7 protein-coding genes are annotated in these 12,823 nt (G+C 53.6%); 3 read left to right on the top strand and 4 right to left on the bottom strand.

What is annotated here, in order from left to right; all coding sequences use genetic code 11:
• Window positions 1–111: 111 nt before the first annotated feature.
• Window positions 112–1,287 (top strand): hypothetical protein, encoded by a 1,176-nt coding sequence (locus M3090_RS13155; protein ID WP_249057024.1) that lies wholly within the window; start codon window positions 112–114, stop codon window positions 1,285–1,287.
• On the opposite strand, the gene M3090_RS13150 is transcribed toward M3090_RS13155, so the two are convergent.
• Window positions 1,229–2,722, bottom strand: a complete 1,494-nt coding sequence (locus tag M3090_RS13150) for a glycoside hydrolase family 10 protein (RefSeq protein WP_249057022.1) — start codon at window positions 2,720–2,722, stop codon at window positions 1,229–1,231. The two genes, M3090_RS13155 and M3090_RS13150, sit on opposite strands and share 59 nt — an antisense overlap.
• A 101-nt stretch (window positions 2,723–2,823) precedes the next feature.
• On the opposite strand from M3090_RS13150, the gene M3090_RS13145 reads away from it, so the two are divergent.
• Both M3090_RS13145 and M3090_RS13140 read left to right on the top strand, forming a co-directional pair.
• Complete coding sequence (locus M3090_RS13145; protein WP_249057019.1) at window positions 2,824–4,257, top strand: carbon starvation protein A; 1,434 nt, start codon at window positions 2,824–2,826, stop codon at window positions 4,255–4,257.
• Window positions 4,258–4,264: 7 nt separating this feature from the next.
• Window positions 4,265–4,750 carry an outer membrane beta-barrel protein gene (locus M3090_RS13140; RefSeq protein ID WP_249057017.1) on the top strand — a complete coding sequence of 162 codons (486 nt, stop codon included), beginning with the start codon at window positions 4,265–4,267 and terminating at the stop codon, window positions 4,748–4,750.
• A 570-nt stretch (window positions 4,751–5,320) separates the two neighbouring features.
• Here the strand turns inward: M3090_RS13140 and M3090_RS13135 are convergent.
• From M3090_RS13135 to M3090_RS13125, 3 genes are read right to left on the bottom strand one after another with little or no spacing between them, the layout of a single operon-like run.
• Window positions 5,321–8,317: a fibrobacter succinogenes major paralogous domain-containing protein gene (locus M3090_RS13135; RefSeq protein WP_249057015.1), complete on the bottom strand. Its 2,997-nt coding sequence runs from the start codon at window positions 8,315–8,317 to the stop codon at window positions 5,321–5,323.
• Window positions 8,318–8,332: 15 nt separating this feature from the next.
• Window positions 8,333–11,155 (bottom strand): fimbrial protein, encoded by a 2,823-nt coding sequence (locus M3090_RS13130; protein ID WP_249057013.1) that lies wholly within the window; start codon window positions 11,153–11,155, stop codon window positions 8,333–8,335.
• 13 nt (window positions 11,156–11,168) lie between these two features.
• Window positions 11,169–12,170: a FimB/Mfa2 family fimbrial subunit gene (locus tag M3090_RS13125; protein WP_249057009.1), complete on the bottom strand. Its 1,002-nt coding sequence runs from the start codon at window positions 12,168–12,170 to the stop codon at window positions 11,169–11,171.
• Window positions 12,171–12,823: the final 653 nt, after the last annotated feature.

Here is a 12,823-nt window from a genome sequence, read left to right as displayed (position 1 = left end):
TGCTCTATACCGCGCAAAGTATAATATCTCCATTTGCGTTGTTTGGAAATTTGAGGTATTCTTCGTACGTTTGCCTTCATGAGACTTCATTTGTTTAATCCTGATACGGATATGGCTTTAGCTGATGGGAGGGCCAATTATTTGCCTCCTTCTTCTGCGCATCAGATGGCGTTGGATTTGGCTATTTTGCCCATGTGGTATGCAATGTCAGGCGATGGTATCTTGGCAGCATCTGCCTATAATGATGTTTTTTTCCAACAAATGAAAGTCCTATTTAATAAAGATATATTTTTGGTGACGGAGCCAGAAGTCTGTGAGTATGACAATATAACACCTATTCCATGGGGCTGGAATGCTTCTGTGTGTAGATATCTGTATCAAAAAGGTGTTCCTTTAATAGCGCTTCCTTCCGATGATGAATTGAAACGTTGGCGGATGATGGCTTCACGGGAGCGGATAGCTGAATGTCTGGCTGAATTATTACACATGCCATCCTGTTGCGGGGAAAGTGTAAATCTATACAATCTGAAAGACTGCCAGAATTATGTGGATAATCATGGACATGCTGTATTGAAAGCACCTTGGTCTGGCAGTGGACGAGGGTTATTATGGTGTGAGAGAGGCTATACACAGACAGTGGCTGGATGGTGTTCCAATGTATTGTGCCGTCAGGGCTGTGTCGTGGCAGCTCCGGTATATGATAAAGTGGAAGATTTTGCAATGGAGTTTCAATCTGATGGTCATGGTAATATCAGATTTGTAGGTTATTCTCTTTTTCAAACTAATGCTCGAGGAGCATATAGAGGCAATATCCTTCTATCTGATTCTGATTTTGAGAAATGGATGGCACAGTATATATCTGTTAAGACTCTGTTGCAGATAAGAGTTGCTGTTCAGAACGTATTAGCAAAATTGTGTGCCTCTTATATTGGTTTTTTAGGGGTAGATATGATGGTTTGCCGTGCCGAAAAGTTTCTTGTTCATCCTTGTGTAGAGATAAATTTGCGGATGAATATGGGGATAATAGCTTGTCAACTATATAAGAATTTGTTGGCTCCTGCTACAACGGGACGTTTCTATATCGAATACTATTCTTCTTCAGAGAGTCTTTATGAAAGTCATGTGCAAGATGAAATGGCAGCTCCTCTTGTGGTAAAGAACAGCCGTGTAGTCTCAGGTTATTTATCTTTAGTGCCTGTTACGCCTGTTAGTCACTATCGTGCCTATATTAAGGCAAGTCCTCTTGGCATGGAGAACTTTCATTTCCATAACGATCAATCGCTGTAACTGCGAAGTATTGATACATTTCCCAGGGAAAGTTCGGGCGATAAGTATAATGGGTAGTACGTATTCCTTGTGCTATGATGTGATGTGGGTTGCTTGTGTCTACGGGATATGTATCAGAACCATAAATGATATAGGTTGGCTGGTTTTGGGTATCATTGTCTGTTGCCGCTTGCCATGTCAGGTTTGCACAGCCGTTGGCTTGTTGTTCTACTTGGAGTGCGGATGGTACAGTCGGAGATACATCGTCCAGCCAAGTCATTGCCGGTTGTAAAGCCGGGCATGTGTAATAATTCTCTTTCAATGTATTGTATAGTCCTTGTGTGTCTTGTCCTAATAAGAAGGCTACCCTGTAATGAGCTTCGCCAGCCATGCCTTCGGCTCGGATGAAGTTGATTTGGCGTTCAATCTCTTCCATGTCCCAGTCGCCTTCGCTGGGATGGAGGAAGTATATGCCCAGACCGGGAATGACATGACGCCCGTTGCTTTGCTCCTGCCAGTCGAGGGCGAAGGGGTAGAAGCTGTTTCCTCTGAAATACATCATGGGGTATATCTGGTCTTGTATACCTTCGCCTAACCATCCTTGTACGTCTTGATAGACAGCATTGTAAGCGTTCCATCCTCGTGATGGATAGCGGGTGGTATCGCGGTATTTGCCTACGGGGCTGCTGCTTACCTTGACCCAAGGTTTCATTTTTTTTACTCCTTTATATATATAACGTAGAATCTCGGTCAGGTTGTCGCGCCGCCATTGGTCGATGCTTCGTCCTTTTCCGTATTGGCGGAAATCGTATGTGTCCGGGAATCTTCGGGCATTGTCGGGGTATCGCAGATAGTCGAAATGTACGCCGTCCACGTCATAGCGCCCGACGATTTCCTGTACCAGTTTCATCAGGTATACTTTGGTTTGGGGATGCCCGGCATTCAGGTACATGTGCCGTCGGTAGGTCAGGCAGATGTCCGGATATTTTTTGGTGACGGATGCCTTGCCTAAGGATGCGACGTGTTTCCGGTTGCCTAATGGCAGGGCGACAATCCATGCGTGACATTCCATGCCTCGTTTGTGACATTCTTCTATGGCAAAAGCCAGTGGGTCGTAGCCGGGGTCTTCTCCGGTTTTTCCGGTGAGTATGGCGTTCATGGGTTCTATGTCTGAGCGGTAGAGTACGTCTCCGCGTGTCCTTGTCTGGAACAGGATGGTGTTGAAGTGGGCTGCCTGGAGTTTGTCCAGTATTTCTGTCAGTTCGGCTTGTTGCCGGAGCATGGTTGCTTTTGAGGTGGCGCGTGTGTGTGGCCAGTCCAGACCGTAGGCGGCGGTAATCCAGGCGGCGCGCACTTCTTGTTTGGGCTGGGACAGGGCTGGTGTGTTTGGCCAGGCGATGGCCAGGCAGTGGAATAGGGTGGTGAGTGTTATCGTAATGACGTGATTCTTCTTCATTATTGTCTATTTTGCGGCGAAGTTACATAAAAGCTGTGATTAATTGGTGCAAATATCGGGGAAACTACTACTTTTGCACGTGTTAAACATATATAGGAACCATGATTACATTTACACTTTGCTTGCTGGCACTGGTGGCCGGTTATTTTATTTACGGGCGTGTGGTGGAGCGTATATTCGGTCCGGATGACCGGAAGACGCCTGCCTTGACGCGGACGGATGGCGTGGATTATATTCCGATGCCTACGTGGAAGATTTTTATGATACAGTTCCTTAACATTGCCGGGTTGGGGCCGATTTTCGGTGCCATCATGGGGGCTAAGTTTGGGACTGCGTCTTATTTGTGGATTGTGTTGGGGAGTATTTTTGCGGGGGCTGTGCATGATTACTTGTCGGGGATGCTGTCGATGCGTCATGACGGTGAGAGCTTGCCGGAGTTGATTGGGCGTTATCTGGGTGTGGGTGCCAAGCAGGTGATGCGTGTGTTTACGGTGGTGCTGATGGTGCTGGTGGGGGCCGTGTTTGTGGCGGGGCCTGCCGGTCTGTTGGCGAAGCTGACTCCGGAGGTGTTGGACACTACGTTCTGGATTGTGGTGGTGTTCCTGTATTATGTATTGGCGACGATGTTGCCTATTGATAAGATTATCGGTAAGGTGTATCCTGTCTTTGCGGTGGCTTTGCTTTTCATGGCGGTGGGTATCTTGGTGATGCTGTATGTGCATCATCCGGCTCTTCCGGAGTTGTGGGACGGGTTGGGGAATACGCATCCTGATGCTGCTGCCTTGCCTATCTTTCCCATTATGTTTGTCAGCATAGCGTGTGGGGCCATCAGTGGTTTCCATGCCACGCAGAGTCCGTTGATGGCGCGTTGCCTGAAGAGTGAGCGCCGGGGTCGTCCGGTGTTTTACGGGGCGATGATCACGGAGGGGATTGTGGCTTTGATTTGGGCTGCGGCGGCTACTTGGTTCTTCCGGGAGAACGGGATGGGTGAGTCGAACGCGGCTGTCATTGTGGATGCGGTGACGAAGGAGTGGCTGGGCACGGTAGGTGGTGTGCTGGCTGTGCTGGGGGTGATTGCGGCTCCCATCACGAGTGGTGACACGGCTTTCCGGTCGGCACGCCTGATTGTGGCGGACTTTTTGGGGATGGAGCAGCGGTCTGTACGCAGGCGTCTGTATATCTGTGTGCCGATGTTTGTGCTGGCCATCGGGTTGTTGCTGTACAGCCTGCGTGATGCTGCGGGGTTCGACCTTATATGGCGCTATTTCGCCTGGTCCAACCAGACGTTGTCGGTGTTTACGTTGTGGGCGCTGACGGTGTATCTGGTGCGGACCGGGAGGGGCGGTGTCTTCTGGGTGACGTTGGTGCCGGCGATGTTCATGACTGCGGTGTGTACGACGTACATCTGTGTGGCTCCCGAGGGGATGGGCCTGGCGCCGGGCTTGTCGCCGTATATTGCTGCCGGGGCGTTGGCCGTGGCGGGGATGTGGTTTGGCGTGTGGTATGCGAGGAATCGTAATTGTTTAACTAAATAGATTGAATATGAAGAAGATTGTTTTGTTATTGTGCCTCTTGGCAGGTGTTGTTTCGGCTCATGCGCAGTTTGAGAAAGGGACGTGGCTGGTGAATCCGTCGGCCACGGGGCTGGGCTTGTCTTATGATACGCAGACGGACAAGGCGACGTTCGGCCTGGATGTGAATGGCGGCGCGTTTGTGGCCGATAATCTGGCGCTGCTGATTCGCGGCGGCCTGGCGTGGAATGAGAACGGGGGCGACGCCGATGTCTACTCGCTGGGCGTGGGGACGCGCTATTATTTCCACAAGGTGGGTGTCTTCGTGGGCGCCAATGTGAACGTGGACCGCTGGGACTGGGGGCGGTATGACGACACGAAGTTCTCGTTCGGACTGGAGGCGGGCTATGCTTTCTTCCTGTCGAAGACGGTGACGCTGGAGCCTGCTGCCTATTGGAATGTCAATGGCGACTGGTCTAAGTTCGGGCTGAAGCTGGGCTTCGGGCTGTATTTCTGATGGTTTTTGCCGGGTCCGGCGTCGTGTTGACGGGGCCGGGACGTCTGCCTGCCGAGGGTGGGAGATGTCCCGGCCCCGCTGTTTTTGTGTCTTCCGGTGGGGGGTGTGATGGTGTCACTACCGGCCTTTCCTTATGTCACTCCCCATCTTAGACCACATCACCCCCGGACTTAGGTTGATAAAGTATGATACTTTAAGGCATAAAGTATCATACTTTACTATATAAGGTATCATACTTTAATGGATAAAGTATCATACTTTATATAGAAAGGTATCATACTTTATATGTATAAGGTGGGGGGTGAGGGTTGATGAGGTGGGGAGTGATATGCGGTAAGGTGTTGCGTTACAGTGTCTTATGCGGTGAATGTTCATAAGAAAAGCCGGACTGCTTTCGCAAGTGGTCCGGCCTGTTGACATATTAACCTTTCATCCGTTTAGTACTCTTACTAGGTTGTTGCCAGATTAATGTGCCGTTAGCAAACAAAACAAACAAAAATTTACTATTTGACAATCGCCCCCGGAGGCAGGAACCCTGCTCTGCCGGGTGGCTTTCACTCTCTCTCTGTTTCATTGGGCTGTGTTGGTCCAGTTCGTTCCTTGGAAGAACTTATTGTTTTCGTCAAGCGCTATTCCATCGCTGTTGAGGCCGTCGGTGGGATAGCTCGTGATGCCTTCGTCCGCCACGATGTTGAACACCACGTGCAGGTTGTCGTAGGTGATAGGCGATTCGAAGGTGAAGGTATGGTACATGCCAAGTGCCGCATCATTGTTGATGCATATCATCTGCCCGGGCCAGGTGTTGAGGGGCGTGTGCGAACCGTCATCCTCCAGGTTGAAGAGGTAGACGTGCGTGTAGCCCTTCACGTAGAACTCGACGCGTTGCGCCATCTCCACCACGCGACTGTTGTAGACGCAGCGTACGGACATGCCCGTCGGGTTCTGTGTCCCATTCTGGTAGATGCGATAGCGGTTTGCCGAGGCGTTGCTGCCGGACAACTGCATGTTTTGCAGCCAATATCCGCGCTCGTCTCCGCTGGCCCCCAGGGCGGCCGTCTGCGTCCAGTAGTAACCCGTGTCGCCCGTGCCCGCTGCCGCGTCGCCGTACCACATCCCGTTTTTCGGGAAGTAGACCGTGCCCTGGTCGGGGTTGCCCGTCTCGTAGCGCGCATCCCAGTAGCCGCCGCCCGTGCCGTAGACGAACTCCTGCCGGAAACGGCTGTCTGTCGTCAGTGCCTGGAACTCCGACATGTAGGGCACCCGGAAGCCCTTCGGGGCAATCTTCTCCAGCTCCTTGCCGCTGATGATGTTCACCTCGCCGTCCCCGTCCGGGGCATTGGCTATGCGGTACAGTCCCCCCGCCGCATCCTCATCACTTCCCCTCATCGCCTTCGAGTAGTATGCCGACGATTTCGCGCCCAGGTTGCGGTCCAGCCAGTAATTGCGCCCCATCAGGATGACCTCGTAGTAGTACCAGCCCTTGTCAGTCTGGGTGCCGGCCTGGTAAGCATTGCTACCGTCGTCATAATTGAACACCCCCGTGTGATACAAGTCGTAGGCATACGTTTCCTTCGTGCCGTCCGGGTGGGTGACGACGATGCGGAACGCTTTCTCCCCATAACGGTAAGCATCCTTGGTGATCTTCCCATCGTTATGTAGCTTCAGCAGGCTGTTGGTGAAGGTGAAAGTCTGGCCGTTCATTTCCTGGTCTGTGCGGTAGTTGAACTCAGACAGTGGCATTCCGTCATTGGCAGGAGAATCCTTCCCGATCCAGAACAGCAGCTTTTCTTCATACCCGGGAGCCAGCTCGATGCGCCACGTGCATCCTTTATAGCCATCGCTGTCGTTGCCTTTGGGCACGGTGAACGTATAGACAAACTGCTGGAAGTCGGACATTGGGGCATGGAAGCCCTCGGTGCGCACCTTGCCGCCCATGGCCTCGGGGTTGATGCCGTAGACATTATCATTTTTTAGAAAATCCCAATAGTTGGGATATGGCCCATAAGTTTCTGAAAGAGTAGGTTCCCAGTCATTGTCTCTCTCATATTCCTTCACCTTCAGGCTGACCGTGCCGAATTTCCATGCACTGAACTCCGGGTCTTGCACCACCGTGACGTAGGTCAGGACACCCCTGCACGAGATGCCCACGCGGGCTTCGCGGCGTTCGCCGGAGATGTTGGCCAACTTGGTCTTGAGGGTGACGGTGGAGATGGAATACTTGTCCGGGCGGTTGTTTATACTGACCTCATTCTCTACGGTTGGAAAACCGTTGGTGGTGGCGAGTGCGAGCCACGACTGGTCTTCTTCTTCGATATCGATGTTGATCGTGGCGTTATCGTTCTTGATGGAGGGGTAAACCGTCACCGGAAATTCTACTTTCGGTCCCTCTTCCTCCGTGCCGGTGATATACAGCGTATCACTTTCCACCCCAATCTCCGTCACGCCGTCGCTGGCCATGTTGTGGCTGTCCGGGTTGATGTCTTTGATATCTACAGTTGCGTTCTCCGCCCCGGCGATGGCGCCCTTCAGCCCCTCCAGCGAATGGCGGTAGCCGATGCGGTCCACGTCGGTGATGGTCACCTTGTAGTGGTGGTTGGGGCGCACGTCCAGCGGGTCGTCCTCTGTCTTGAAGTCAGCGTGGTAGTAGTAGGTGACGGACTGCCCCTCTTCCGTGTACTCACCCTTGACGAGCAGGAACAGTTTTGTGTTCCGGTCGTTGGCCACAGCCTCGTTCCGGGTGGGGGCGGGGTACTGGGTCTTCTTTGGTTTTTCTTCGTCCATTGTAGGTTTACTTTCAAACCGATTCCATCCGTCATGGTCTATCGTTTCTTCATCCGGGTCGTCCGTGCTTTCGGGCAGGGTAAGGGTAGATGAAGACTGTTCGTAGAGCGGGTAGGCCACTACGCTGGCATCCTTTTGGGCATTGCAGAGATAGAAGCCTTGCAGGGTGAACTTCTCCTGCAGCTCCTTGGCCACGTCTACCGTCACCTTGGCATGGCTGCGGTAGATGGGGAAGTCCTGCGTCATCAGGTCGGCGTGGGGGATGGGCAGCACCTTGTATCCGCTCATGATGAAGTTGGGCGGAGTGGTGTAGGTCTGTAGGTCGCGCAGGTCTTTGAGGGTGGTGTTGTTTAGTTGCAACGTGAAGTCATCATCGAGTTTCTTGAACAGCAGGTAGCCCGCATTGGCCAGTATGTAGATGGCCTTCTCTTCGGTGGAGGCTGTGAGGGTGACGGTGAACTTCTTGTGCGTATCGTTTACGGGGGTCATGGTGCCTTTGTTGAACTCTTCCCCAGCGCCGCTGTACGAGGTGCAGACTTGCTCCAGCACGCCGTCGTCCGAGTTGTTGGAGAAGACAAGTAGGGTGAGGTTTTCCACCCACTTCTCGCTGCTGCTGGTGGCGCGGGTGACGGCCACTTCCGTCTCGTCGGGCACGCTGATGTTGAAGCTGAGGGTCACGGCCTCGCCGTCGCGATAGCCGGAGGTTTGTATCAGTTCTTCGTCGGCGCACGAGGCGGCGAGGAGGAAGAAGAGGAGAAAGAGGCTTATATTGAATATTTTCTTCATATGGGCTGCTATACTTTAGTTAATGACATAATAGTAATAATTAGAACCCTGTACACGTTTCCAATCGGAAACTTGGATTGTTTTGTCGATTCGGCTACCGGTATCGCCGTTGTTGGTACATGCGCATTGTATGGTGCCAGGTGTCCAACTGGGTCGGCTGCTGCTATTTACTACCATTTCATAGTAATAATAATATGGATTATCACCATCCTTTCCCATTGTTCCCACATAATATTCTCCCGGCCAGGCACCGGTGGAATAATTGCCTCCACCATCAATCCATAACCAAAAGTGTGTTCTACGGGAATATATGCGATAGATGCCATCTGGAAGAGTATTCCCATTTAAGTATTCTATTTCGGGTACACTCGGTTTATCATCCACAAACTCGTTCTGGTCGCTTTCATTCCAGTCATATAAGAACCAGCCGTCTTTGTCAGTATAGTCGTAGAGGGGTACGCCGGGCACCATGTGGGCAGGATAACGTTCTTGCGGATCGTTGTTGCCGTCGTGTCCTTCGGCAAACATGATGAGCGTTTTGTCTGGCTCGGCCAGGGCAGGCAGGTCGAAGTAGAACCAACCGGGGTTCTCAGTGTCTTCTTTCATCTTCACGCCCGGCCATTTAGGATTTACATCGCTGGCGCAGCAGTCGGTGCGGAAGTCGGGACTGTAGTCGATGTTGTCGTAATAAACGTATAGTTCGGTACGGATAGGATCCCAGCCATAGTCGACTAACCAATAATTGCCTTTATCTTCTTTCTGCTGGTTGCTCCATGAGATTGTTCCTCCCTGTTCAGTCCATCCCTTGAAAGTACGTTTGCCGGTAAAGCTGTATTGCAAGGCGTGTTCGCCGTCGTCTCCACCGCTTGAGTTTTGGATACGCATTTCTTTGCCGTCCATGCCATACAGCGGTTCGTACACATAGATATGCGGATTCGTCCAACTGCCGTCCACGGGGCGGAAGTGCAGGCGGTAGGTCTGCGCGTTGGGGATGATGGTGACGGTGGTGTGGTCCTCCCGGGTGATGGTGGATTGCACCTCCCCAGACGGGTCGTACGTCGCTGTGTAGTCCAAGGTGACGGTCTGCGTGCGGGTATAGTTGGCGGGCTCGTAGGGCTTGTTGAGCGTGACGGACACGGTGCCCTTGCCGTTCTCCAGACCACTGTCGGTGATGGTGACGTTTGGGTTTTCACTCCACGAGATACCGTCGGTAGTGATGGTTTTATCGCCGCACTTTACGTTTACTTCTGTCAGGTTTGTTTCGTAGCTGAAGATAACCGTATGTTCCGGCAGGTTGCCGATGTCACTGATGCGGACGGTGTATTCCTTCGGCGTGACGTGGAAATAGGGATCTGTGCTTACCTTTTCGATGTCAATCCGTTTGCTCAGCAAATATTTGCCCTCATTCTCCGGGTCGGGGATGCGGATGAGAATGTATCTGAATCGTTCCTCCTCCAAGCTCGTTGAAGGAGGAATGGCGGGGTTTATCTGTACGGTAAAGGCCGTATAGTCTTCGTTGAATGTGACGAGATAGGTTTGAGTGGTCGGGAGTATAGTTACTCCTCCGCTTTCTATTTTTATATCGGTGCTGAAAGCTTCCAGCCGGGGAGCGTCCGTCCGGCAGGGGATGGTGACCGGCGTGCCTGATTTCAGTTCTTTTATGACAGTCTCCTTCACCCAAAGATGGTACGGCGACTCCAGTTCCGTGTTGACCTCTTTCGGTGTCCAGTCCATGATAGCGACATTCGACTCTATCTCGCCGCCCAGGTTGACTATCTTGCCCACGATGTCGTAGTACTTGCCGCGGGGCAGTTGGCGCAGGGGTTGGCTATCGGTGGGTTCGTCGCCCAGGGGGAGGGTGTATTGGAGGTTCGCCTTCTTCGTGTCCGTTGCGTCGTGCAGGGCGGCGGTGATGTCGAGGTAGGATTGGTCGCTGTTCTGCTTCACGTAGTGTTCGGGCAGGTAGAAGGTGGTGCGGTAGGCCCATTGGCCTTTGGCCTGCGGGTCGTCGGAGGTGAAGTCGAGGGTTTCGTGTGCGTCTTCGCTGTATACGCCGTCGGCATAATGGCCGTTGAGGGCGCCTTCTGCCGTGTCGAGCAGCGGCAGGTTTTCGATGGCCTGTCCCGTGGGCAGCAGGGGGGCTTGGGTGGCAATGTTGCGGCCTGTGATGTTTTGCATCTGCAGGTAGTTCTGACCGAAGACGGCGTTCGAGTGTCCGCCGTCGGTGTTGTCGAACCAGAGGGTGCAGCGCACCTTGACGCAGGTGAAGACGAGGTCGGCTTGTATGGTTTGCGACTGGGCGGCGGTGATGTTGACGGCGTCCGTGCTCTCGTAGACCATGGGCAGGCCGTCCGTTGATTTGGGCGAGGGGAGGACGAGGGTGGCGTTTTCGCCTGTGCCGTTGCGATAGCTGAGGATGCAATCTTTCAACTGCTGTTCGGTGTAGGTCGGGTCAATCTCGGACATGTTGGCCACGACGTATATATGGTAGGTACCCGCCTTGATGCGGATGTTGAAGGTCTTGTAGTCGTGCGTCAGTTCGTCGTCGGAGGGGCGGAGGAGCTGCACGAGGGCCTCGCCGCCGCCGTCCGGGGTGGGGTAGGCCATGAACCAGAGTGAGGTGACCCGTCGTTCGTCCCGGGTGGCGTCGGTCTCGCCGCCGTCTGTCTGGGTGCGGGTGGAGGTGGCGTCGGCGTTGTCGTAGACGATGCCGGGCAGGCTGAGGCTGATGAGGCCTTCGCCGGGGCCGGGCTGCGGGGTGTCTGTCCGGGCCAGGTCGTCGGTGCAGGCGGCCAGGCAGAGCAGCAAGGTGAGTATGGGCAGGTATATTCTGGTCATGGTTACGAGGGTATTAAAGTTCGGTTTCGTTGAATACCATTATCCATTGGTTGATTTGTATGGAGATGACGTGTTCGTCTTGTCCTAGCAGGAGGATGATTTGGTAGCTGTCCTCGCGGTCGAGGTATTCTTGCAGGGGCATGTCGGCATATTGTTCGAGGCGCATCAGTTCGAGGTAGCGCAGGAGGTCGATGTCGAACAGGGTGCGTCCTTCGCGTTCGTTGCGCACCAGGAAGCGTGTTTCGCTGCCTTCGGTGAGGCGCAGGGTGTTCATCTCGGCCACGAGGGCGTGCAGCGGGGTCTGGCGGTCGGCGTCCGTGCCGTTGTCCAGCACGGCTTCTTCCGTGTAGTGCGGGGTGTAGCGCAGGGGTTCGCTGTCCATCGGCGAGTTGTCGTAGTCCAGGCGGCTGTTGGCGGCGGTGATGCTCAGCGAGTAGTCTGCAGCGGCCAGACGGGTTCCGTCGCCGTTTTGCAGGAGGATGCGGAAGCGTTTGATGTCTTGCACGAGGTTGACGGTGGCCAGTGCCGGTTGGTTGGGCTCGATGGTGAAGTCCTTCACCCATCCGTGCCACAGGTTGGGCAGGTAGAGGGCGCATTGTCCGGTGCGGGTGTCATCGGTGTCGATGTGCAGGTGCATGTCGGTCAGTTGCGAGCCTGCTGCGGGCGACTGGTCGAAGGCGTAGGTCTGCGTGGCTGCCTGTGCGTCGTCGGTGGCCCATGCCACGAGGGTGTAGGTGCCGGGGTCGAGGCCGAGGTCCATGCGGTAGTTTTCGCCGAAGGCTTCGGAGGTGCTGGCCTGGCGGGTGTCGAGCAGTTGTCCGTCTTGTCCGAAGATGTAGAGGCGGACGTCTTTCACACGGTGGGGGAAGGCGTCGGCAAACTGCATGTTGTAATCGTAGACAAAGCGCACTTCCACGGGGCACGGCTCCATGTCTTCGTAGATGCACGAGGCGGCGTTGAGTGTCAACGCTGCGCAGAGCAGCAGGGTGGGTATCTGTCGGAGGTAACGGTTCATTGTTTCGTTGGTATGTTAAATAAAGGGTGTTATATCTGAAAACCTATTGAAGACTGTGTCATGATAACCTGTGAGCTATCTGTTGGTTACCTGAAAAATGGGGCGGGAGGGTGATGCCGCGGGGGCTCGTGCCCTCCCGCCGGATGAACTTCATTTTAATTGTTTGTTGGTAATTAGGGTTTGCCGTTTAAAAATCGTTCTCTCTGTCGATGGCACGCAGATGACGCAGATGTGACAGATGACCACTGATTATATCTTGTAGATTCTCTGCTGAATGAATCGGCGAAAATCTGTCTTTTGCTCTGTCATCCCGAGCGTCAGTCGAGGGATCTCACTAAGTGCGCAGTGCTCATCGTGAGATGTTTCGACTCCGCCCTTCGGGCTCCGCTCAACATGACAGGAAGCGTCTTGTTGCTTTCTTTGCCCCTGTCATCCCGAGCACCGTCGAGGGATCTCACTAAGTGCGCAGTGCTCATCGTGAGATGTTTCGACTCCGCCCTTCGGGCTCCGCTCAACATGACAGGAAGCGTCTTGTTGCTTTCTTTTGCTCTGTCATCCCGAGCACCGTCGAGGGATCTCACTAAGTGCGCAGTGCTCGTCGTGAGATGTTTCGACTTCGCCCTTCGGGCTTCGCTCAACATGACAGGAAGCGT

The sequence above is a fragment of the Bacteroides sp. ET71 genome, assembly GCF_023336905.1.
Classification (GTDB): domain Bacteria; phylum Bacteroidota; class Bacteroidia; order Bacteroidales; family Bacteroidaceae; genus Bacteroides.
This window is presented reverse-complemented; position numbering and strand designations above follow the sequence as displayed.